Origin of the sequence: Janthinobacterium goodfellowi (assembly GCF_051380695.1) — a bacterium.
In the GTDB taxonomy this organism is placed as follows: Bacteria; Pseudomonadota; Gammaproteobacteria; order Burkholderiales; family Burkholderiaceae_D; genus Janthinobacterium.
The window spans coordinates 499,479-522,606 of sequence record NZ_JBNYXN010000001.1; the positions used below are offsets into that span (position 1 = coordinate 499,479).

The window sequence follows — 23,128 nt, forward strand, 5'->3', positions numbered from 1 at the left end:
GCGCTGCGCAGATAAGCCTTGCCAAAAGCGGGTCCGGATAGTACTGTATATGCATACAGTACTCATCTTAATATTCAATTATGCAACATTCCCAATTGATGGCGTCGCCGGAAGCTTTGCACCCGTCCCTGTGGCGCGCATCGCAGCTGGGCCAGGGCGCCGCGCGCTGCCTGGACACGGGCTTTGCCGCCCTGTCCGCGCAGCTGCCCGGCGGCGGCTGGCCCAGCGGCAGCCTCATCGATCTGCTGGTACAGCAACCGGGCAGCGGCGAATTGCGGCTGCTGGCGCCCGCGCTGGCGCAGCTGCCGGGCTTGCCCATCGTGCTGCTGCAGCCGCCCCATCCGCCGCAGGCGCTGGCCCTTGCCGCGCAGGGGCTGGCGCCGTCGCAGCTGCTGTGGCTCAAAAGCGCCGGCAGCAAGGATGCCTTGTGGGCGGCCGAGAACATCTTGCGCAGCGGCACGTGCGGCGCCCTGCTGTTCTGGCAATCGCACGTGCGCGCCGACAGCCTGCGCCGGCTGCATCTGGCGGCGCAGTCGGGCAACACCCTGTTCTGCATGCTGCGCCCGCTGCACGGCGCGCAGGATGCGTCGCCCGCGCCGCTGCGCCTGTCCGTGCGCCCGGCCGCCGGCGGCATCGAGATCGGCTTCATCAAGCGCCGGGGACCGCAGCGTGACGCGCCCCTGTTCCTGCCCCTGCAACCTCCTTCATTATTGCTACGCCATGCGACTCTGGATCGGCCTGTGCCTGCCCCGGCTTCCGCTCGAAGTGTTTTGCCCGCGCTGGTCGGCTGACAGCCTCGGCGTGGTGCTGGAGCAGGAGCAAGTGATGGCCGTGTCGCCGCTGGCATTGGCCGCCGGCATCCGGCCGGGCATGCGCCGCGCGGGCGCGCTGATGCTGGCGCCGCAGGCGCGCCTGCACGAGCGTTCGCCCGAGCTGGAAGCGCAGGCCCTGCAGGCGGTGGCGCTGGCGCTGCTGCAATATTCGCCGCTGGTGGCGCAGGGCGAGGAAGCGACCCTGCTCGTCGATGCGGGCGCCAGCCTGCGCCTGTTCGGCGGCGTGCGCGCCCTGTGCCGGCACATCGCGGCCAGCTTGCGCGCACTGGGCTATACGGCCCAGCTGTCGTGCGCCCCCACGGCACGCGGTGCCTGGCTGCTGGCGCGTGCCGCCACGCGCCGGGGCCGTACCTTGAGCATGGCCAGCCTCGTGCGCCGCCTCGACCGCCTGCCGTGCGCCTTGCTGCCGCCCGCGCGCCCCTGGCTCGACTGGTTCGAGGGCATCGGCTGCCGCACCCTGGGGCAGCTGCGCCACTTGCCCCGGCCCGGCTTGCAGCGCCGCTGCGGCGGGGCCTTGCTGGACATGCTCGACGACGCGCATGGCCACAGCACGGAACTGTTCGTCTGGATCGAGGCGCCGCCCACGTTCCGCGCCAGCCTGGAACTGTTCGACCGCGTGGAGCACGCCGACGCGCTGCTGTTCGGCGCGCGCCGTCTGCTGCAGCAAATGACGGGCTGGCTGTGCGCGCGGCAATTTGCCGTCGAGCGCATACAGCTGCTGCTGGCGCACGAGCGGGGCAGGGTGGCGCGCCCGCCCACCGTCATCGACCTGGCGCTGGGTACAGCCGTCTGGCGCGACGAGCATCTGGTGCGCCTGCTCAAGGAGCGCCTGGCGCAGCTGGTGCTGGAGGCGCCCGTGATCGGCCTGACCCTGGAAGCGCTGCAGGTGCAGCCGATGACGCCGCCCAGCGAGACCCTGTTCCCCGAGCCGGGCGGCACGCCGCAGGAGCGCCAGCGTCTGCTGGAATTGCTGGTGGCGCGCCTGGGCATGGAAAATGTCTTGCAGGCAGTGCCGCGCGCCGATTACCGCCCCGAGGCGGCCAACCAGTGGCTGCCGCTGCCGGCCAGGGCCAGCGGGAAAAGCGCGCCACCCGACTTGCCGCCCGGCTTGCCCGGCATGCCCCGTCCCGGCTGGCTGCTGGCCCAGCCCATCGCCCTGTTGATGCGCGAGCACCGGCCCTTCTATGGCTCGCCCTTGAAAATGGTGTCCGTTGCCGAGCGCATCGAAGCAGGCTGGTGGGGCCAGTCGCAGGCGCGCGATTATTTTATTGCGGAAGGCCTCGACCACGCCCACTACTGGGTCTATCGCGAACGCATCGCCGGCAGCGGAGAGGACGCCGCACCGCGCTGGTTTTTGCATGGTTTGTTTGGCTGAAAGGGCTGTCCTGCTGAAACGGCCATGCTTGGCTATACTTGCTTTCTTGCGTCGCGTCTTTAATTGAAATGAAGGATATCCATGACACCGCTTTCCGACTTTCCCATCACCCAAAAATGGCCTGCCCGGCATCCCGAGCGCCTGCAGCTGTACTCGCTGCCCACGCCGAACGGCATCAAGGTCTCGATCCTGCTGGAAGAGCTGGGCCTGGCGTACGAGCCGCACCTGGTCAGCTTCGAGCAGAACGACCAGCTGTCGCCCGCCTTCCTGTCCCTCAATCCCAACAACAAGATTCCCGCCATCCTCGACCCGAACGGTCCCGACGGCAAGCCGCTGGCTCTGTTCGAGTCGGGCGCCATCCTGCTGTACCTGGCGGAAAAGACGGGCAAGTTCATCCCCCAGGATGCGGGCCTGCGCTACGAAACCATCCAATGGCTGATGTTCCAGATGGGCGGTATCGGTCCCATGTTCGGCCAGGTGGGCTTCTTCCACAAATTCGCCGGCAAGGAGTACGAAGACAAGCGTCCGCTCGAACGCTATCTGGGCGAAGCGAAGCGTTTGCTGGGCGTGCTCGAGCAGCGCCTGCAGGGCCGCGACTGGATCATGGGCAGCCAGTACACGATTGCCGACATCGCCATCTTCCCGTGGGTGCGCTGCCTGGTGGGCTTCTATGGCGCCGGCGACCTCGTCGGGTTTAGCAATTTCCCGAACGTGCAGCGCGCGCTGGACGCGTTCCTTGCCAGGCCCGCCGTTGCCAGGGGCGTGGATATTCCCAAGCGTGGTTAAAACAGGCGGCGGCCGGGCGGCGCTACAATGCGCCATCGGCCGCCCTGCGCGGCAGCTTTGATCTGAGACAATGAAATCCACCCGGCAAGATTTTCCCGGCGCGCACGGCCATGTGCTGGCGGCGCGCCTCGACGCGCCCGACGGCGCCATCCGCGCCTACGCGCTGTTCGCCCACTGTTTTACTTGCGGCAAGGACGTGCTGGCCGCGCGGCGCATCGCGCAAGGCTTGACGGAACACGGCATCGCCGTGCTGCGCTTCGACTTCACGGGACTGGGCGCCAGCGAAGGCGAGTTTGCCGCCACCAATTTTTCGTCGAACGTGGACGACCTGGTCGCCGCCGCCGATTTCCTGCGGACAAAACATGCTGCGCCGCAATTGCTGATCGGCCATAGCCTGGGCGGCGCCGCCGTGCTGGCCGCCGCCGCGCACGTGCCGGAAGCGACCGCCATCGCCACCCTGGCCGCGCCGAGCACGCCCGCCTACGTGACGCGCATGTTCAGCGAGCATCTGGAGCGAATCGCCGCCGAAGGCGAAGCGCTGGTGCAGCTGGAAGGGCGGCCCTTCCGCATCCGCCAGCAATTCGTCGACGACGCGGGCAGCCACAGTTTGAAGGAGCACATCGCCGGCCTGCGCCGCGCCCTGCTGGTGATGCACGCGCCGAACGACACGACGGTGAGCCTGTCGAACGCCATGGATATTTTCACGGCCGCGAAGCACCCGAAAAGCTTCGTCTCGCTCGACGATGCAGACCACTTATTGACGGGGCGCGATGATGCCGCCTATGTCGCCAACGTGATCGCCGCCTGGAGCGCGCGTTATATCAACTAAGCTGAACTAAGCGGTCGCCCATGAAAAACGCCGCGTCAGCAGAAGCTGGCGCGGCGCGGATACTATTGGTACTTTACAACACCTGACAAAATCGTAGCGAGCGGCAGTGATTTGTGGCCGAGAAGCGCAGCCGTGCTAAAGCACGGTGAGCATCGCCGGCCGCAAAGCGCGACGCGCAGTAGATTTGGTCAGGTGTTCTCAGTCTTCGTCAAATTCGGCGGATAGATCCTTCCAGCCCTTGCTGACTGCAAAGGCGGAAAATTCCTCGGGCGCTTCCAGGACGATCAGTTTCTTGTCTTGCAGGCCCAGGTCGCCGTGGCCGAAGTCGGGGCCTACGTAGCCGAGGCTGCGCAGGCGGGCCAGGATGTGGCCGACCAGGGTCTTGTCCTTGTAGGCGCCCGCTTCGAGCGGGGCGGCGAAATCGACGTAGACGTCGATGATGCCGTAGCCTTCGTCGAAGATGCGGATGGCCTTGATGTCGTGGGCACGGCCGGAGCCGTCGGTGGCCTTGAAGGGGCCGCTGAGCTGGATGTCGGTGTCATTGTTCATGTCGCCAGCATACACCAAAAGCCGGCCCCGCATGGGGGGCGCGGCGCAAAATCGCCGGGCAATCTCCGCCTCAGCGCGCCTGCAGGATGGCCGACAGGCGGTCGCGCGTGCCGGCGATGCGTTCCAGTTGCGGGTAGCGCAAGCCGCCGTGGTAGTCGAGCGCTACCGTCTGGAATTGCTTGCCCTTTTTGACCAGCAGGTTGATCGGCTGCGGGCTCGTCCTGGCCGCCTGGATGGCCGCCTTCAGCAGCTTGGGCGTGTAAGCCGTGCCATTCACGGCGAGCAAGGTCGTGTTGCCCGACAAACCCGCCTGGAAGGCGGGGCCGTCCCACAGCAGCTTGCCCAGCTTGCCGTCCTTGTCGATCGTCAAACCCAGCGAGTACGTCAGGTCCGTGCTCTTGCTGCGCTCTTCATTGGCCTTCATGAACGGCGTCGGCGTGTCGCGGTAGACCAGTTTCCAGCCGGCGCGGGCCAGGCCATCGAGCGGTGCGCCGGGGCCGTGGCTCTCCAGGCGCGTGCGCAAAAAGGCGGCCCAGTCGTGCGGCTGCACGGCGTTCAGGGCCGCGACCACGTCCTCGAAGGTGTAGGGCAGGGGCCTTGTATCGCCATCCTGCATGCCGAAGAAGGCGCGCGCGAAGTCGTCCAGCGAGCGGCGCTCGCCCGACAGTGCGCGGATGGTGGTGTCGACGTCGAGCCAGACCAGCGCGCCTTCCATATAGTAATCCTCGTCGCGCTGCCAGCTGCTCCAGGCGATGGGGCGCCGGCCATTGATGATGGGGTCGTTCGTCGTGTCCTGCATGGTGCGCCAGCTGCGCCCGGGCATCATGTCGTAATGGGCTACCGTCGCAGCGAACAGGTCGCGCATGTGGGCCGGGGCCACCAGGCCGGAGCGGGCCGCCAGCACATTGCCCCAGTACTGCGTCTGGCCTTCGTAGACCCACAGCAGGCTGTTTTGCAGCGGCGTGTTGAAGTCCGGCGTGTCCTGGCCGGCGGGGCGGCGGAACTTGCCGTTCCACGAGTGCACCAGCTCGTGCGGCAGCAGCACGCGGCCCGCCTCGTTCTTGTCCCACTCGCTGAAATAACCGGGCTTGACGCCGTTTTCGCTTGACTGCATGTGTTCGCGGCCGATGCCGCCGAACTCGTCGCTCAAGGCCAGCAGGAAATCATAGTGGCGGTAATGGCGCGCGCCGAACAATTTGTAGGCTTGCTGCAGCATGGCGCGGTGTTGCTCGACTTGTTGCGGCGACGCTTCCAGGCTGTCGGCGCTGTCGGCCATCACGTTCAGCAGCACGGGCACCTTGGCGCCGGGATCGAGGTCGATGCGCTCGAAATGGCGTCCGGCAAAGACGGGCGAGTCGACCAGGGTGTCGAGGTCCAGCGGCTCGAAATCGACTTGCTGGCTGGCCGGCGTGGCCGCCCGCGCGCGCACTTCCAGGGCGCTGGCAAATTCCCAGCCGGCCGGCAAGGTCAACGATGGCTGCACGAGGATGTCGCGCGCGGCGCGCCCGGCCGGATACAGTGTCATCGCATGCCATTGCACGCCCAGCATGGCGCTCGTCATGGTGATGCGGCCCTGGCTCGTATCGACGGGCGAGAGGAACTGGTATTGCGCTTCCACGGCCGTGGCGCCGGCCGGCACGTCCACGTGAAAGGCGAACATGTTGACGGGGTCTCGCCGCCACTCCAGGGGCGCGCCGTTGGCGGACAGGCGCAGGCCGGCCAGCTGGTTCAAGGGGCCGCTGGGGCCGTGGTTGCCCGGCACCCATTGCGGATACAGCAAGGTCAGCTTGCCGGGCGCGGTGGGGATGCTTGCGCGGATGCTGAACAGTTGCTGCGCCACGTTGCTGGCATCGACATGCAGCATGATGGGCGCTGCGCCAGGCGAGGCGGCCTGGGCGCCAGTGAAAACGAGAAGCGAGAAGGACAGGGACAGGACGGCACGGGAATAGGGCATGGGACGGGGCGGCGGCGGGAATGGCAAACGGGAAGTCTAGCATTCTGTAAAAATTTCTTACAAATTCGAGGCCGTCTGGGGCGTTTTACGCCAATTTCAAGGCCTTGAAAGGGACTGGAGAGGCCGTATATCGGTAACAGGCGGATGCTCACGGTGAGGTCCGCCCCTCTTATCGCTTCATTTGAAAAGGATATTTATCATGCGTACTTTTGACCTTGCTCCTCTGTATCGTTCCGCCATTGGCTTCGATCGCCTGGCACAGCTGCTCAACGAACAACGCGCCGATGCGCAACCGAGCTATCCTCCCTACAACATCGAACTGGTGTCGGAAGATAAATACCGCATCGTGATGGCATTGGCCGGCTTCTCGCGCGAAGAAATCGACATCATCACTGAACGCGACTCGCTGCACGTCACGGGCCGCAAGCAGAAAGATGGCGTCGAGCGCACGTTCTTGCACCGCGGCATCGCTGCCCGCGATTTCGAACAGCGTTTCCAGCTGGCCAACCACGTGAAGGTCACGGGCGCCACGTTTGAAAACGGCATGCTGACCATCGACCTGGTGCGTGAAGTGCCGGAAGCGCTGAAACCGCGCAAGATCGAGATCGGCACCGGCGGCGACACCATTACCACGGCCGCTAACGTGAATGCGCTGGAACAGCGCCAGGCAGCCTGATCTGATCGCGGCGCCCCTCGGGCGCCCGGGCTAGCCTCTCCCATGCAGTAAAATACTGGCCGGTTGATCCGGCCAGTGTCACGTCCGGAGCCCGTTCGGGCTTCCATTGATTGTCACGCGGCACGCAAGATTAAACCCTGCTTAAAGGCGCAAATGCCTGTTTCCAAATAGAAAAATGTTAAGCACCGCCTAAGACTCGTAGCCCACTATTGCATACATCAAAATCTCATTGAATGAGGAGCAATTCATGGAACAGCAAACGAATACCGCATCCCTGAAAATCAAACGCACCGTAGCCGCGCTGGCCGCGATCGGTGTGCTGGGCGCCGGCGGCGCCATGGTGGTGCATCAGAACAATGCCGGCGCGAATGCCGCCGCCGCTGGCGCCCCTGCCGCCCCAGTGGCTGCCGCCGTGGCGCCCGCCGCCAGCGCGCCGCTGGTGGCCTTGCCCGACTTTAGCCAGATCGCCGCGCGCAACAGCCCGGCCGTGGTGAACATCAGCGTCACGGGCAGCACCAAGGTGGCCTACGACCCATCGGCCCAGGCCGGCAATGACGATTTCGGCAACGACCCCTTCTTCGAATTCTTCCGCCGCTTCCAGGGGCCGCAAGGCGGGCAGCGCGGCGGGCGCGACGTGCCCACGCACGGCCTCGGTTCCGGCTTCATCGTCAGCCCCGACGGCGTCATCATGACGAATGCTCATGTGGTGCGCGATGCGCGCGAAGTGACCGTCAAGCTCAACGACCGCCGCGAATTTCGCGCCAAGGTGCTCGGCACGGATCCGAAGACCGACATCGCCGTGCTGAAGATCGACGCCAACAACCTGCCCGTCGTGCCGCTCGGCCATTCGAGCGACCTGAAAGTGGGCGAATGGGTGCTGGCCATCGGTTCGCCCTACGGCTTCGACAGCACGGTGACGGCCGGCGTGGTCAGCGCCAAGGGCCGTTCCCTGCCCGACGACAGCAATGTACCGTTCATCCAGACGGACGTGGCGGTGAACCCCGGCAACTCGGGCGGCCCCCTGTTCAACACGCGCGGCGAAGTGGTCGGCATCAATTCGCAGATCTACAGCCAGACGGGCGGCTTCCAGGGCTTGTCGTTCGCCATCCCGATCGACCTGGCCGGCCGCATCAAGGACCAGATCGTCGCCACGGGCAAGGCCAGCCATGCCAAGCTGGGCGTGACGGTGCAGGAAGTCAACCAGGGCTTCGCCGATTCGTTCAAGCTGGCCACGCCGGAAGGCGCGCTGGTGGCCAACGTGGAGCGGGGCAGCCCGGCCGACAAGGCGGGCCTGAAATCGGGCGACGTCGTGCGCAAGGTGAATGGCCAGCGCATCATCGGCTCGGCCGACTTGCCGGCGCTGGTGGGCACGTCCTTGCCAGGTGACAAGATCACCATGGATGTCTGGCGTGACGGCAAGATCGTCAGCCTGACGGCAACCCTGGGCAATGCGGCCGACAAGGTGGCCGAAGTGGCGAAGAGCGACAGCGCCGCCGGCAAGGTAAAACTGGGCCTGGCCCTGCGTCCGTTACAATCGGATGAAAAACGCGAGGCGGGCATCAGCGCCGGCCTGCTGGTGGAAGACGCGGGCGGCGCCGCCGCGAATGCCGGAGTGCAGCCGGGCGACGTGCTATTGTCGGTCAATGGCCGTCCCGTCAACACGGTCGAGCAAGTGCGCGACGTGGTGGAAAAATCCGCCAAGTCGGTGGCCTTGCTGATACAGCGCGGCCCGGACAAGATCTTCATCCCCGTGCGTTTGGGTTGAGTACAAGAATAACGAGATAGAGAGGCAAGCCATGCGCTTATTGCTGGTAGAAGACGACACGATGATCGGCGAGGTGGTGCTCGACTTGCTGCGCGCCGAGCATTACGCGGTGGACTGGGTCAAGGATGGCGACATGGCCGATACGGCCCTGCAGACGCAGACCTATGACCTGGTGCTGCTGGACCTGGGCTTGCCCCGCAAGGATGGCCTCGACGTGCTGCGCTCGATGCGCTTGCGCAAGCTCGACACGCCGGTACTCGTGGCCACGGCGCGCGACGCCGTCGAGCAGCGCATCGCCGGTCTCGACGCGGGTGCCGACGATTACGTATTAAAACCGTATGACCTCGACGAACTGCTGGCGCGCATCCGCGCCTTGCTGCGGCGCGCCTCGGGACGGCCGGAACCGGTCTTCGAACACCAGGGCGTCTCCATCAATCCGCTGACGCGCGAAGTGATCGCCGAAGGCCATCCCGTGAACCTGTCGGCGCGCGAATGGGCCGTGCTGGAAGCCTTGATCGCGCGCCCCGGCATCGTGCTGTCGCGCGCGCAGCTGGAAGAAAAACTGTACAGCTGGAAAGATGAAGTCAACAGCAATGCCGTGGAAGTGTATATCCACGGCTTGCGCAAGAAACTCGGCAGCGACTTGATCCAGAACGTGCGCGGCCTCGGCTACATGGTGCCGAAGGCATGAGGATGAAGGTCATGGTGACGCACTCGCTGCGCGGGCGCCTGCTGTGGTTTTTGCTGGCGGCCATCATCATGGCGGCCCTGGCGCAGGCGTCGATCGCCTACCGCAGCGCCCTGTACGACGCCGACCAGATTTTCGACTATCACATGCAGCAGATGGCCCTGTCGCTGCGCTCCGGCGCGCCGCTGGCCAACCATGCGGAAGCCTTGCCAGCCGACCCCGTCAACAACGACATGGTGGTGCAGGTATGGACGCCGGACGGCGTGCAGGTGTTCCGCTCGATCACGCGCGCGGAACTGCCGCAGCGCGCCGTGCTGGGCTTTTCGAACGTGAAAGCCAACGGCACCACCTACCGCATCTTTTCCGTGCAAACCAGTTCCCAGACCGTGCAGATTGCCCAGGACATGGCCGTGCGCAAGCGCATGGCCGGCAGCCTGGCGCTGCGCACGGTCGGACCGATTGCGCTGATGGCGCCTATCCTGATGCTCGTCGTGTGGTGGGTCGTCAGCGGTTCGCTGGCGCCCGTCTCGCGCGTGCGCAAGCAGGTGGCGGCGCGCCAGGCGGACGACCTGTCGCCCGTCTCGGAAGCGGGCTTGCCCGACGAAGTGCGGCCCCTGGTGCATGAATTGAACCTGCTGTTCGGGCGTGTCAAAACGGCGTTCGACGCGCAGCAGCATTTCGTTGCCGACGCGGCGCATGAATTGCGCACGCCGCTGGCGGCATTGAAACTGCAGGTATTGAGCCTGGAGCGGGCGGAATCGGAAGAAAAGCGCAGCCTGGCGATCAGTCGCGTCAGCTCGGGCATCGAACGGGCCACGCGCCTGGTCGAGCAGCTGCTGGTGCTGGCGCGCCAGGAAGCGAGCGCCGCCAGCGGCGACCAGCTGCAGGCCGTGGACTTGAACGACGTCGTCAAGCGCGCGCTGGGCGACATGGCCGGCATCGCGCAGGCGCGCAAGATCGACCTGGGCCTGCATCACATGGACCCGGCCAAGGTGGCAGGGCAGGCCGATGCGCTCAACATCATGCTGCGCAACCTGGTCGACAACGCCATCAAGTACACGCCGCAGGGCGGCACGGTCGACATCGACCTGCGCGCCAGCCCCGTCGGCGTGACCTTGTCCGTGGAAGACAGCGGCCCCGGCATCCCGCCTGAAGAGCGCGAGCGCGTCTTCAGCCGCTTCTACCGCGTGCCCGGCACGGACGCCAATGGCAGCGGCCTGGGGCTGGCCATCATCAAGGCTATCGCCGAGCGCCATGGCGCGCGCCTGGTGCTGGACAAATCCGAGCGTCTGGGCGGCCTGTGCGTGCGCGTGGAATTCCCGCAAGCCGTGAAATGAGCGTTTTAACCATCATCTTTGGCATGTTGCATTGACGCGCGCGCCGTGGCCCTATATTGTCTGCGAAACAAGCAGAACCAGACCACGGAGCGCAGCATGCAGAGAATCGGATTTTCAGGAACCCTCGACCCCATCACCAACGGCCACATGTGGGTGATCGGCGAAGCGCGTTCGCTCGCCGACGAGGTGATCGTGTTCCTGTCGCAAAACCCCGCCAAGAAGCCGCAATTCCCCGCCGAAGACCGCAAGCGCATCATCGAGCAGAGCGCGCGCGAGTGCGGCTGGGACAATGTGCAGGTGGTCATCGTCAAGGGCGACTACACTGCGCGCGCGGCGAAAAAGCATGGCTGCGACTACCTGATCCGCGGCATCCGCACGACGGCCGACTTCGACTATGAAAACCTGATCCAGCAAACGAACGTGGATGTGCTGCAGGGCGCCAAGACCATCTTTGTCATGCCGCCGCGCGACCTCGGTTCCGTCAGTTCGAGCTTCGTCAAGGCGCTGGAAGGGCCTGTCGGCTGGAACTGGACCATGAAGAAATTCGTCCCCGGCCCGGCCTACCAGGCATGGATACTCGACTGCCTGCGCAAAGAGTGGGAAGCGCTGTGGAACTACGCCACCGCCTCGCAAGCCGACATCGCGCTGGCGGATCACTGGTTCGCGCACCTGACGGGACCGCAGGCGTATGGCGGCCCGGACCGCCACTATCACAACCTCGACCACCTGGTGCACGGCCTGTCCGAGATCCGCGTGTGGGCCGACAATACCTATGCGCCCAAGCGCGACAGCGCGCTGGTGAAGAAGGCATTCTGGTTCCACGATGCCGTCTACAGTCACGACGACGATGCCCTGTATTCGAGTGAAGAGGCCAGTGCCCAGCTGTGGCTGGCCAGCGGCCTCGATGCGGGCGACAACCAGGATGTGGCGCAATTGATACGCGCCACCGACCATTTCCAGGGCCCCGGCATCAGCCACGCGCTGAAAGACGCCATGCTCAGCGCCGACCTGGCCATCCTCGGGCAGGATGAAGAGGTGTACCAGGCTTACACGCAAGCCATCGGAAGAGAATACGCGCACGTGGACCCCGCGCGTTTCAACCAACAGCGGGGCCTGGCCCTGCAGCACCTGTGCGCCAAGGCGCAGGCGGGCCAGCTGTTCGGCGATGCGTATTTCGCCGACCAGTACAACGAGCGGGCCATTGACAACATGCAGAAGGAGATCGCGGCGCTGGCGGGTGGCTGAGTTTACGAGCGGCTGGCTGCCGCATGCTGCAGCGCATCCTCGAGCCGGTCATTGCCCCAGAACAGTTCACCGCCACTGATGAAGCTGGGGGCGCCGAACAGCTTGAGTGCTTGTGCCTGCTCAGTCTGGCGGCGCAGGCGTAGCTTGTTGTCCTGTGTCAAAGCCAGCGCCAGGATGGCGCCTGCATCGAGGCCTAGTTCCTGCAAGGCCTCGCTGACGGCCTCGGTGTTGTCGATATCGCGGTCCGCGGCGAAATTCATCGCCATCATGCGGCGCGCAAAAGGGCGCAATCCAGCCCTGGTCCGCGCCGATCAGCGCCACGCGCATGGGCAGCAGGGCCGTGCGGGGAAAGGCGCCCGGTTGCCGCCATGGCAAGCCGTACTTTTCGCACTGGCGCGCCATGTCGCGCCACATGTAATCGCCCTTGAGTTTTTGCAGGATGAAGGGCGACGTCTCCCAGCCCAGCGCCTTGAAGACGACGCCCAGCAGGAAGGGTTTCCAGATCAGATGGACCTGCTTTTCACGCGCCAGCGCTTCGATGCGCATGGCGCTCAGGTAGCTGTAGTTGCTGCCGAAATCGAACCAGAATTCCAGTGCGGCCATGGTAGCGCTCCCAGGTCAGGCAGCCGCCTTGGCGCGCGCCGCGTGCAGTTTCTTGAAGCTGTCGATCAGGCGCTGGTGCCTGTCGAGGCCTTCCAGCTGCATGCTGGTCGGGGTCAGGCCGAAGAAGCGCACGCTGCCGTCCACCGAGCCCAGCACCGCATCCATGCGGTCGTCGCCAAACATGCGGCGGAAATTGACGACGTAGTCGTCCAGCGCCAGCTCATCGTCGAGTTCCACTTCCAGCACCACGTTCAAGGCTTGATAGAACAGTTTGCGCTCGAGCGTGTTGTCGTTGTACTGCAGGAAGGTTTCCACCAGCTCTTTCGCTTCCTCGAACTGCTGCAAGGCGAGATGAATCAGCAGCTTCAATTCCAGGGTCGTCAGCTGGCCCCAGACCGTGTTTTCGTCAAACTCGATGCCGATCAGGGTGGCGATGTCGCCGTACTCGTCGAGCTCGCTGTTTTCCAGGCGGTCGAGCAAGTCTTCCAGGCTGGCATCGTCCAGCTTATGCAGGTTCAGGATGTCGGCGCGGAACAGCAGCGCCTTGTTGGTGTTGTCCCATATCAAATCTTCGACCGGATATACTTCCGAATAACCTGGCACGAGGATGCGGCAGGCGGTGGCGCCCAGCTGGTCATACACGGCCGTGTACACTTCCTTGCCCATGTCGGAGAGGATGCCGAACAGGGTCGCCGCTTCCTCGGCATTCGAGTTTTCGCCGTGGCCGGAAAAGTCCCACTCGACAAAATCGTAATCGGCCCTGGCGCTGAAAAAGCGCCACGAGACGATGCCGCTCGAATCGATGAAGTGTTCGACGAAGTTGTTCGGCTCGGTGACGGCTTCGCTGGCAAACGTCGGCTGCGGCAAGTCGTTCAAGCCTTCGAAGCTGCGGCCCTGCAGCAATTCCGTCAGGCTGCGCTCGAGCGCCACTTCCAGGCTCGGATGCGCGCCGAACGAGGCAAACACGCCGCCCGTGCGCGGGTTCATCAGGGTGACGCACATCACCGGGTACACGCCGCCCAGCGACGCATCTTTCACCAGCACGGGGAAACCCTGTTCTTCCAGCCCCTGTATGCCCGCCAGGATGCCCGGGTATTTCGCCAGCACTTCCTGCGGCACGTCGGGCAGGGCGATCTCGCCTTCGATGATTTCGCGCTTGACGGCCCGTTCGAAAATTTCCGACAGACATTGCACCTGGGCTTCAACCAAAGTATTGCCGGCGCTCATGCCATTGCTGACATACAAGTTTTCAACCAGGTTCGACGGGAAATACACGACCTCGCCATCGGAGTGGCGCACATACGGCAGCGAGCAGATGCCGCGCTCGGCATTGCCGGAGTTGGTGTCGACCAGGTGCGAGCCGCGCAGTTCGCCATCGGGGTTGTAGATGTCGAGGCAATATGCGTCGAGAATCTCCTTCGGCAGCGCATCCTTGCGGCCCGGCTTGAACCAGCGTTCGTTCGGATAATGGACAAAATCCGCGTTGGCGATGTCCTCGCCCCAGAACGAACCGGCGTAGAAATGGTTGTTGCTGAGGCGCTCGATATACTCGCCCAGGGCCGAGGCCAGCGCGCTTTCCTTGGTCGCGCCCTTGCCGTTGGTGAAACACATGGGCGAATGCGCGTCGCGGATATGCAGCGACCACACATTCGGAATGATGTTGCGCCACGAGGCGATTTCGATCTTGATGCCCAGGCCCGCCAGCAGGCCCGACATATTGGCGATGGTTTGTTCCAGCGGCAAATCCTTGCCGAGGATATAGGTGCTCGCGCCCGGGGCCGGATTCAGGGCCAGCAAGGCCTGGGCATCGGCGTCCAGGTTTTCCACCTCTTCAATGACGAACTCGGGGCCCGTCTGCACCACTTTCTTGACCGTGCAACGGTCGATTGAGCGCAGGATGCCCTGGCGGTCCTTGGCCGAGATATCGGCCGGCAGCTCGACCTGGATCTTGAAGATTTGCTGGTAACGGTTTTCCGGATCGACAATATTGTTTTGCGACAGACGGATATTTTCCGTGGAAATATTGCGCGTATCGCAATACAACTTCACGAAGTACGCGGCGCACAGTGCCGACGATGCCAAAAAGTAATCGAACGGGCCAGGCGCCGAGCCATCGCCTTTATAGCGGATGGGCTGGTCGGCGATGACCGTAAAATCGTCGAACTTGGCTTCGAGACGCAGCTTGTCGAGAAAGTTGACTTTAATTTCCATGAGGTAATCCAATACTGTGCTTATGAGTTAGGCGCTATTATCCGTGCTTTCCGCTGCGGGGCAAAGATTGTTCACTGCGGCCGTGTCCGCCGGCAGCCGCCGGACCAGGCCGGCAGGGCAGGCGAGGGGGACGTTCCCCCCATGAGGCGGACGGATAAATGGGCGAGGCGATCTGACTGAATATGCGAATAACATTAATGAGACACGGCGAGCCCCGACTCGCCAGGGGGCGCTGGATAGCTCCGATGCAAATGGGGCAGTGGATTGAGCTCTACAATCAATCGCTCATCAAAGAAGGTGACGTACCGGCGCAGTGCTGTGCGGCGGCACTTTCCGCCTCGACCATCGTAGCCAGCACGGCACCGAGGGCATGCTCGTCGGCCAGGGCACTGGGCGACTTGCCGTTCATGCAAGAGGCGATGTTCACTGAGGCCAGGCTGCCCTTTGCGCTCTGGAGGGCCCCTTGGCTGCCGGCGGAAGCCTGGGCAGTGATTTTTCGCCTGCTCTGGCTGTTCGGTTATGCGCGCGGTGCGGACTCGCTCACGCTCACCCGGCGGCGCGCCAGGGCCGCCGCCGAGCGGCTGGTTGCGCTTGCGGCCCAGGGGCCGGTGCTGCTGGTCGGGCATGGCATCATGAATCGATTGATCGGCAAGGAGCTGCAGGCATTGGGTTGGCGTGCCCGCGACAGGCAAGGCAGCCGGTACTGGAGCATGGGAGTGTATGAATTGTGAAAGTGAACTGTGAAAACCTGTGACGAATGCGGCAGCCGATACCGTGACGAGGCCGAAGGCATGGCCAGCCTGTGTCCCGAATGCGCCTCGGTCATCTATGGCTTGCCACGGTGCGAGCACGTCTTCAATGACGGTCGATGCCGGAAATGCCTGTGGGATGGCCGGAAAAGCGATTTTGTGCGAAAACTGGAGACGCAGGGGCGCTGAAGCGATATCCGTGTGTACGGGGGCAGCATCCATCGGCGGTCATCGGTGTTTTCGTGACAATGCATGCGTTTTTCGGATTGATAATTGGCTATCCTTCATGGGGGCTGTCTGCAGCCAATACTGGACGGTTGATGGCATCTGAATCTCATGCACGTCACCGCTCCGTCCTTTCGCTTCGTCTAACTTGATGCAAGGATGAGTTGATGCAATTATCCAATTATCTTTTTTTTACTACCACTTGCGAACAAGCATTGGCGTTCTATACGCAATGCGGGCTGGGCAAGATAAGCGATGTATTGCGCTTTGGCGTAGATGGCATGCCGGTCAGTAATGAATCCATGCGCGGGAAAATCATGCATGCCCGATTTGAAGGGCCAGGCGTGTTGTTCTTTGCTTCTGACAATGAGGATGCAGAACCCATGCGCGGTTCCGCACATATTTTGCAAATGCATGACAGGCAGTTAACGAAACAGCTTTTTGACAAGTTGGCGTATCGAGGGGTGGTCACGACACCGCTCGCTATACAGGTATGGGGCGATTATTACGGTAAATTGACGGACCAGTTCGGGGTGCAGTGGATGCTGAACTGTTCGGCCTGAATTACCCTGGACGAGGGGGTAAGCCATCTCTCGTCAAGCTCCTGCCATCTGAGTCGTTTTGAGGCAGACACAGCGGCTGCCCATGCTGGCGCAGCCGCTGTTTTTCAGGTGGACACGGCGATCAGAACTTCACCCACAGCCGGCCGAAATACGAGGCGCCGTTCAGGCCGAACTGCACGCTGTCGTACTTGAAGCCGTTGTCCGTCTCGTCCGCGTTTTGCGTGGTGGGCTTGACGTTGAAGATGTTGTTGCCGCCAAAGGTCAGCTTGGTATTTTTGTTGATGCTGTAGGTGAAGCTCAGGTCGGCCGAGGTCTTGGCCGCGTAATGGGCATTCGGTACGCCGGCGGCCGTGCCGCTGAAGGTGCCCAGGGTTTGCGGGCCAAAGTAGATGATGCGCAAGTCCGACTCCAGCTTGCCAGTGACGTAGTCGAAGCCCAGGGTGGCTTTCGAACGGGGGCCGCCCTGTTCGATGAACAGGCGTTCGCGTTCGGACAGCAAGACATCCTCGAAGCCCGTCAGCGAGGCGGGCGTCTTGACTTTCGTCACTTCCGTTTTACTCAAGTTCAAGGCCAGGAAGGTGGTCAGGCGGTTGCCGGCCAGTTCACCCTTGTGCGAGGCCGTCAGGTCCAGGCCGCGCGTGCGCGTATCGATGGAGTTGACGAAGAATTGCGCCTCGCCCACGCCCAGCAGGGCCAGGCGCGCGGCCAGGTCCGGGTAGTTATCGGCATTGAAGCGGCCCGACAGCACGATACGGTCCTTGATCTTGATGTTGTACAGGTCGGCCGTGACGGAAATGGCTTGCGTCGGCGTCCAGGTGGTGCCGAACGTAAAGCTGGTGGATTTTTCCTCTTTCAGCTTGGGAATGCCGGCCGCATTGGCGACGGTGCCGCCGTTCGGCGCCAGCACCACGTCGGTGGGCACGCCGCCGATGAAGTCGGTGAAGGTGGACGAGAAATACACTTGCTGCAACGATGGCGCGCGGAAACCCGTGCTGGCCGAGCCGCGCAGCAGCACGTTCGGCGCCACTTTATAGCTGGCGGCCAGCTTGCCCGTCACGGTGGAGCCGAAATCGCTGAATTTTTCGTAGCGCAGGGCCGCCTGGGTTTTCAGGCGTTCCGTCCAGTCCAGTTCCACGTCGGCATACGCGGCGATGCTGTGGCGCTTGGCTTTGGTGGCGTCGCCGGGCTGGAAGCCGGGAAAGCCCTGGCTGCCCGCGTTGCCGCCCACGCCCACGCCGTCGGCATCGATGTAGGAGTTCGGCTCGCCGGCCATGATCTTGTATTCCTCGCTGCGGTACTCGGCGCCGAAAGCCACGTTCATGCCGCTCATTACCGTATCGTAATAGCGGCTGAAATCGGCGTTGCTGGTCAGCTGCTGGAACGAGAAGCCGCCCGCGTCAAAGTTGCTGGCGCTGACGCCCTTGCCGCCGTTCATCAGGTCGAGGTTGGCGATCGAGGCGTTCAAGGTATGGCTGATGTCATAGCGCATCTTGTTGTAGCCATAGGTTTGCGAAAAGTCAGCATGCCATTCGCCGATCTGGCTGCGGTGGCCGATGGTGGCGTACTGGTCGTCGATCTTGCCATTAATAAAAGGCACGAAACCATTCGGGTACATGGCGGCCGAATTGCGCGACGGAATGTCGTCGCTGCCGATGCCGCCCCGGCCGAACGCGGCGCTGGATGCGTCGCGCGTCTGCGCGCCGGCCGTGAAGTACAGCTTGCCCGTGCTGCTGGTGGCGTAGTCGCCATTGATGTACAGCGTCTTGTTTTGCGATTTGGTGTCGCCGATGATGCGCATGCTGTCCGCGTCGGCCCGGTTCGAGCGGCCCCGGTCCAGGTATTCGCCCGTGATGGCCAGGGTGCCCTTGTCGCCCAGCGCGATGCCGCAGTAGGCGGAGGTCATGTAATTCTTGCCGTCGCCTTCGGAATACTGGCTGTAGCCGGCCACCGCTTCGCAGCCCAGGCTTTTCTTCAGTTCGATGTCGATCACGCCGGCAATGGCGTCCGAGCCGTACTGGGCGGCGGCGCCGTCGCGCAGCACTTGCACGTTCTTGATCGCCAGCAAAGGAATCGCATTCATGTCCGTGCCCGTGTTGCCGCGGTTGCGCGCGCCGAACAGGTTGACCAGGGCCGTCGTGTGGCGCCGCTTGCCGTTCACCAGCACCAGGGTCTGGTCGGAGCCGAGGCCGCGCAGGGCGGCCGAATCGATCAGGTCGGCCCCGTCGGCCCCCGTCTGGCGCGTGGAGTTGAACGAGGGCGAGATGTATTGCAGCGATTGCGCCAGGTCAAACTGGCCGCCTTGCTCGGCCACCCGGGAAATGGGGATGATATCGACCGGCACCATGGTGTCGGTGGCGGAACTGGCGACCCGGCGCGAGCCGACCACGCTGACCGTTTGCACGGGACCGTCCGTGGCGGCCGCTTCAGTGCTCTGGGCCATGGCGGCGGGACTGAAGGCGGCCATGGCGGCGCTGCCGTACAGGCTGATGAGGATGGCTTTACGCAAGGTGGTGAGGGTCGGCACGCAGTATCTCCAAGTGGCTGATGAGCAAGATTCGTGACTTGATTCTAGTGCCATCATTTCAGCATTCACCAGCGATACTTTGTTTTGTTATTACAAATTTGCTGTAACTGTTGTTTCCTGGTTGATTCTCTTTTTGCCGCTGCCGGGCTTGCCTTGTACTGGTGCGCGATGCCCCGTTCAGGTGCTGCGCTGCACCAGGCCGCCCACCCAGATTGCCTGCGTGCTGTATTGCACCTCGATCAAACAGGGCTGCTGCGTCACGTGGCCCTGATGCAGGCGCAGCGACTGTTGTCGGTGCGCTGCCAGCGCGCCCGCCGCCACGCCCGTGGCGCTGTCTTCCAGCGCCGGGTCGCGGTGGTTGAAGTTGCGCCCTTCATATTCGCTCTCGCCCGTGCGGCAATACGCATAGCAGCCGTTGACTTGATGCAAGGCGCTCCAGTCGGCGATCAGTTCCAGGTTCGGCCGCAGCGCGCGCAGGGTGGTGCGGTCGGCCACTTCCAGCAGCAGCTTCGGGCTGCCGACGGAGGCGATCACGGGTGGCGACAGCAAGTGCATGTGCTGACCCATGAGTTCGGACGGCACATATTTTTCCACCGTGACGGCCGGCGCCGGCTGCGGCGCCAGGCCGATGAACAAGCCCCCTTCACGCCGCACCAGCTGCAAGGCTTGCCCGCGCATGGCCGTGGTCACCGTCAAGGTTGCCGGCGCGCCGGGCCCCGTCAGCAGCACATGCGCGGCCGCCAGGGTGGCGTGCAGGCACAGGGGGCTGCGCGTGTGCGGATAAAAATAGTCGAGCACGAGGCATCCCTCCGCGCCGTCCGCCTGCCGGTCGAGGAAGACGCAGGCGCTCACTTGCCGCTCGTGGGCGAATTGCTGGCGCGCCGTTTCGCTGCTGCCGTCGTTTTCCACGACCAGTGCCGCATTGCCGCCACCGGGTGCGGCGCCGAAACATTTTAATAAGTGGACGATCATGGCGGTCGAGACAAAAGGTAAAACCCCAGCATAACTGAGATGGCCGTTTTCAGATGAGTATAATATACTGTGTTTATATACAGTATTGAGGTAGATCATGTGGGGCGCCGTCTTACCCGAGTATGCTGAGTTGTACTGCCTGAGCAATTTCAGCTTCCTGCATGGGGCCTCGCATGCGGAAGAGCTGGTCGCGCGCTCCATGCAGCTCGGCTACAAGGCGCTGGCCATCACGGACGAGTGTTCGCTGGCCGGTGTCGTGCGCGCCCATGCGGTGGCCAAGCGGGCCTGTTTTCCCCTGATTATCGGCGCGCATTTCCATTTGACGCAGGCCGATGGCAGCCCGGCGCTGTCCCTGCTGGCGCTGGTGCGCGATATCGATGGCTACGGCAACTTGTCGGAACTGATCACCATGGCGCGCACGCGGGCGGCCAAGGGGCGCTATGTGCTGACACCCGATGATTTCGCCGCGCCTGCGGCGGAGTTTGTCCATTTGCGGGGCTTGCCCGGTTGTCTGATGATCTTGCTGCCCGGCTATCCGGCCCAGGCGGAAACCGTGTGCGCGCAGGGCGCGTGGATGGCGTCCACCTTTGGCCGCGAGCGCAGCTGGATCGGCCTGAACCTGCTGCAGCGGGCACAGGATGACGCGCACCGCGGCGCCGTGCAGGAGGCGGCGCAGGCGCTGGGCTTGTCCGTGGCGGCCGTCGGCCATGTGTGCATGCACGTGCGGTCGCGCAAGCCCCTGCTCGACACCCTGTGCGCGATACGCGTGGGCAAACCGGTGGGCGAGTGCGGCTATGCGCTGGCGCAAAATGCGGAGCAGCATCTGCGCGCGCGCTTGCGCCTGGCCAATGTGTATCCGCCGCAAGCGCTGGCGGAAACCGTGCGTATCGCCGGTCAGTGCACGTTTTCGCTCGACAGCCTGCGCTATGACTATCCCGTCGAGCTGGTGCCGCACGGCCACACGCCGGCGACGTATCTGCGCGAGGAAACGTATGCGGGCGCGCGCCTGCGCTTTCCGCTCGGTATCCCGGCCAACGTGCAGGAACAGATCGAGCAGGAGCTGGAGCTGATCCGGGACCTTTCCTACGAAGCGTATTTTTTGACCGTCTACGATATCGTGCGCTTTGCGCGCTCGCAAAACATCCTGTGCCAGGGCAGGGGATCGGCCGCCAATTCGGCCGTCTGTTATTGCCTGCACATCACGGAAGTGGACCCTGCGCGCGGCAATTGCCTGGTCGGGCGCTTCATGTCGCGCGAGCGCAACGAGCCGCCCGACATCGACGTCGATTTCGAGCACCAGCGGCGCGAAGAGGTGATTCAATATATCTACGGCAAATATGGGCGCGAACGGGCCGCGCTGGCCGCCGTGGTGATCAGCTACCGGCCGAAAAGCGCCTTGCGCGACAGCGGGCGGGCGCTGGGGATCGACCTGGCCATCGTGGAAAAGGTGGCCAAGGCGCACCGCTGGTTCGACGGCAAGCGCGATCTGCTGGAGCGCCTGGCCGAATGCGGGCTGGACCCGGAAGCGGAACTGTCGCAGCAGTGGGCGGGCCTGGCGCAGCTGCTGCTGGGCTTTCCCCGCCACCTGTCCCAGCATCCGGGCGGCTTTGTCATCGCGCAAGGAAAATTGTCGCGCCTGGTGCCGATCGAAAACGCCACCATGGCCGAGCGCAGTGTCATCGAGTGGGACAAGAACGACCTGGAAGAGCTGGGCTTGATGAAGGTCGACGTGCTGGCGCTGGGTATGCTGTCGGCCCTGCGCCGCGCGCTGGAACTGGTGGGGGCGCGGCGCGGCGAGGAATTTCGCCTGCAGGATATTCCCGCCGAAGACCCCGCCACCTACGACATGATGTGCCAGGCGGACACCATCGGCGTATTCCAGATTGAGTCGCGCGCGCAGATGAGCATGCTGCCCCGGCTGCGTCCCCGAGAATTCTACGACCTCGTCATCGAGGTGGCGCTGGTGCGCCCCGGCCCCATCCAGGGCGGCATGGTGCATCCGTATCTGCAGCGGCGCCAGAAAAAAGAGCCGGTCGAGTATCCGAAGGGCCTGGACAAGGCGCTGGGGCGTACCCTGGGTATTCCCATCTTCCAGGAGCAGGTGATGCAGGTAGCCATCATCGCGGCCGATTTCACGCCCGGCGAGGCCGACCAGTTGCGGCGCGCCATGGCGGCCTGGAAACGCAAGGGCGGCATGAACAATTACAAGGAACGCATCGTCGAAACGATGGTCAAAAATGAGTATAAACGGGAGTTCGCGGAGGCCATCTTCAGCCAGATCGAGGGCTTTGGCGAATACGGTTTTCCCGAGTCGCACGCGGCCAGCTTCGCGCTGCTGACCTACGCCAGTTCCTGGCTGAAATGCCACGAACCGGCCGCCTTCCTGTGTGCCTTGCTCAACAGCCAGCCCATGGGTTTTTACAGTCCTTCGCAACTGGTGCAGGATGCGCGCCGGCATGGCGTACAGGTGCTGCCCGTCGACGTGGCCGTCAGCGGCTGGGAAGCGGCGCTGGAGGAGCCGGGCGGGCAGGGCGATGCACCGGCCGTGCGCCTGGGCTTGAACAGCCTGTTCGGCATGCGCGCGGAGGCCGCCCGGCGCATCGAGGATGCGCGCGCCATTGCCGCCTTCATCGACGTGGCCGACCTGGCCCGGCGTGGCGGTCTGGACCGCCATGACTTGCAGGTGCTCGCTGCCGGCAACGCGCTGCATGCGCTGGCCGGGCACCGGCGCGAAGCGCTGTGGCAGGCGGTGGGCGCCGTGCCAGACAGGGACTTGCTGCGCGACACCACGCAAGAGGAAGACTTGCCCATGCTGGCCGCGCCGACGGAAGGCGAGAGCATCGTCAGCGACTATCGCGCGCAAGGCCTGACCCTGGGCCGCCACCCGCTGGCGCTGCTGCGCAGGCAATTGCTGGAACAGCGTTTCATGCCGGCGTCCACGCTGATGACGTACACGAGCGGGCAAGTGGCGCGCGCCTGCGGCATCGTCACCGTGCGCCAGCGTCCCGGCACGGCCAAGGGCGTCATCTTCATGACCCTGGAAGACGAGACGGGCACCGTCAACGTCATCGTCTGGCCCGATCTGGTGGCAAGCCAGCGGCGCGAAGTGCTGAGCGCGCCGCTGCTGGGCGTGTACGGCGTGTGGCAAAGGGAGGGCATCGTGCGCAACCTGGTGGCCAAGCACCTGGTCGATATGTCGCATTTGCTGGGGCGCTTGCGGACCAGCAGCCGCGATTTTTGTTGA

The 23,128-nt window shown here is 63.9% G+C and carries 17 protein-coding genes and 1 pseudogene; 12 read left to right on the forward strand and 6 right to left on the reverse strand.

Annotated elements, in window-relative coordinates; all coding sequences use genetic code 11:
- The first annotated feature begins 80 nt into the window (after window positions 1-80).
- From imuA to ACQ4WQ_RS02320, 4 genes are all read left to right on the forward strand, one after another.
- Complete coding sequence (imuA, locus tag ACQ4WQ_RS02305) at window positions 81-791, forward strand: translesion DNA synthesis-associated protein ImuA (protein ID WP_326457989.1); 711 nt, start codon at window positions 81-83, stop codon at window positions 789-791.
- A complete protein-coding gene (locus tag ACQ4WQ_RS02310) occupies window positions 721-2,208 on the forward strand; it encodes a Y-family DNA polymerase (protein ID WP_436494399.1) in 1,488 nt (495 codons plus the stop codon). Before imuA ends, ACQ4WQ_RS02310 begins: the two co-directional genes overlap by 71 nt.
- Window positions 2,209-2,289: 81 nt before the next feature.
- Window positions 2,290-2,994: a glutathione S-transferase N-terminal domain-containing protein gene (locus ACQ4WQ_RS02315; protein ID WP_436494401.1), complete on the forward strand. Its 705-nt coding sequence runs from the start codon at window positions 2,290-2,292 to the stop codon at window positions 2,992-2,994.
- Between the two features lie 70 nt (window positions 2,995-3,064).
- Window positions 3,065-3,823, forward strand: coding sequence for an alpha/beta hydrolase family protein (locus ACQ4WQ_RS02320; protein WP_436494403.1), 759 nt, complete (start codon window positions 3,065-3,067; stop codon window positions 3,821-3,823).
- Between the two features lie 198 nt (window positions 3,824-4,021).
- Here ACQ4WQ_RS02320 and ACQ4WQ_RS02325 read toward each other — a convergent pair whose 3' ends face one another.
- Entirely contained in the window at window positions 4,022-4,372 is a 351-nt protein-coding gene (locus tag ACQ4WQ_RS02325; RefSeq protein ID WP_034783462.1) for a hypothetical protein, read from the reverse strand.
- 70 nt (window positions 4,373-4,442) lie between these two features.
- Window positions 4,443-6,326: a M61 family metallopeptidase gene (locus ACQ4WQ_RS02330; protein ID WP_436494405.1), complete on the reverse strand. Its 1,884-nt coding sequence runs from the start codon at window positions 6,324-6,326 to the stop codon at window positions 4,443-4,445.
- A 199-nt stretch (window positions 6,327-6,525) separates the two neighbouring features.
- Here ACQ4WQ_RS02330 and ACQ4WQ_RS02335 point away from each other — a divergent pair, with 199 nt between their 5' ends.
- The 5 genes from ACQ4WQ_RS02335 (at window position 6,526) to coaD (ending at window position 12,037) form a co-directional block, all read left to right on the forward strand.
- A complete protein-coding gene (locus tag ACQ4WQ_RS02335) occupies window positions 6,526-7,002 on the forward strand; it encodes an Hsp20 family protein (protein WP_326456300.1) in 477 nt (158 codons plus the stop codon).
- A 247-nt stretch (window positions 7,003-7,249) separates the two neighbouring features.
- Window positions 7,250-8,767 (forward strand): Do family serine endopeptidase, encoded by a 1,518-nt coding sequence (locus ACQ4WQ_RS02340; RefSeq protein WP_070221472.1) that lies wholly within the window; start codon window positions 7,250-7,252, stop codon window positions 8,765-8,767.
- 31 nt (window positions 8,768-8,798) lie between these two features.
- Window positions 8,799-9,458: a response regulator gene (locus tag ACQ4WQ_RS02345; protein ID WP_070221454.1), complete on the forward strand. Its 660-nt coding sequence runs from the start codon at window positions 8,799-8,801 to the stop codon at window positions 9,456-9,458.
- A gap of 2 nt (window positions 9,459-9,460) precedes the next feature.
- On the forward strand, window positions 9,461-10,792 hold the full coding sequence (locus ACQ4WQ_RS02350; protein ID WP_436495945.1) for an ATP-binding protein: 1,332 nt from the start codon (window positions 9,461-9,463) through the stop codon (window positions 10,790-10,792).
- A gap of 96 nt (window positions 10,793-10,888) precedes the next feature.
- Window positions 10,889-12,037, forward strand: a complete 1,149-nt coding sequence (gene coaD / locus ACQ4WQ_RS02355; protein WP_436494408.1) for a pantetheine-phosphate adenylyltransferase — start codon at window positions 10,889-10,891, stop codon at window positions 12,035-12,037.
- Between the two features lie 2 nt (window positions 12,038-12,039).
- On the opposite strand, the pseudogene ACQ4WQ_RS02360 reads toward coaD, so the two are convergent.
- A pseudogene (locus ACQ4WQ_RS02360) lies at window positions 12,040-12,640 on the reverse strand (2-hydroxychromene-2-carboxylate isomerase).
- Between the two features lie 15 nt (window positions 12,641-12,655).
- Window positions 12,656-14,851: an OsmC domain/YcaO domain-containing protein gene (locus tag ACQ4WQ_RS02365; RefSeq protein WP_436494410.1), complete on the reverse strand. Its 2,196-nt coding sequence runs from the start codon at window positions 14,849-14,851 to the stop codon at window positions 12,656-12,658.
- Window positions 14,852-15,048: 197 nt separating this feature from the next.
- Here ACQ4WQ_RS02365 and ACQ4WQ_RS02370 point away from each other — a divergent pair, with 197 nt between their 5' ends.
- Window positions 15,049-15,582 carry a histidine phosphatase family protein gene (locus ACQ4WQ_RS02370; RefSeq protein WP_436494412.1) on the forward strand — a complete coding sequence of 178 codons (534 nt, stop codon included), beginning with the start codon at window positions 15,049-15,051 and terminating at the stop codon, window positions 15,580-15,582.
- 410 nt (window positions 15,583-15,992) lie between these two features.
- The gene (locus tag ACQ4WQ_RS02375) at window positions 15,993-16,388 is read left to right on the forward strand and encodes a glyoxalase/bleomycin resistance/extradiol dioxygenase family protein (RefSeq protein WP_326456305.1); all 396 of its coding nucleotides are present in this window, start codon (window positions 15,993-15,995) and stop codon (window positions 16,386-16,388) included.
- 121 nt (window positions 16,389-16,509) lie between these two features.
- On the opposite strand, the gene ACQ4WQ_RS02380 is transcribed toward ACQ4WQ_RS02375, so the two are convergent.
- Together ACQ4WQ_RS02380 and ACQ4WQ_RS02385 are read right to left on the reverse strand one after the other, a co-directional pair.
- Window positions 16,510-18,912: a TonB-dependent receptor plug domain-containing protein gene (locus tag ACQ4WQ_RS02380; protein ID WP_326456306.1), complete on the reverse strand. Its 2,403-nt coding sequence runs from the start codon at window positions 18,910-18,912 to the stop codon at window positions 16,510-16,512.
- 177 nt (window positions 18,913-19,089) lie between these two features.
- Entirely contained in the window at window positions 19,090-19,884 is a 795-nt protein-coding gene (locus tag ACQ4WQ_RS02385) for a PhzF family phenazine biosynthesis protein (RefSeq protein WP_436494415.1), read from the reverse strand.
- A gap of 97 nt (window positions 19,885-19,981) precedes the next feature.
- On the opposite strand from ACQ4WQ_RS02385, the gene ACQ4WQ_RS02390 reads away from it, so the two are divergent.
- Window positions 19,982-23,128, forward strand: coding sequence for an error-prone DNA polymerase (locus ACQ4WQ_RS02390; protein ID WP_436494417.1), 3,147 nt, complete (start codon window positions 19,982-19,984; stop codon window positions 23,126-23,128).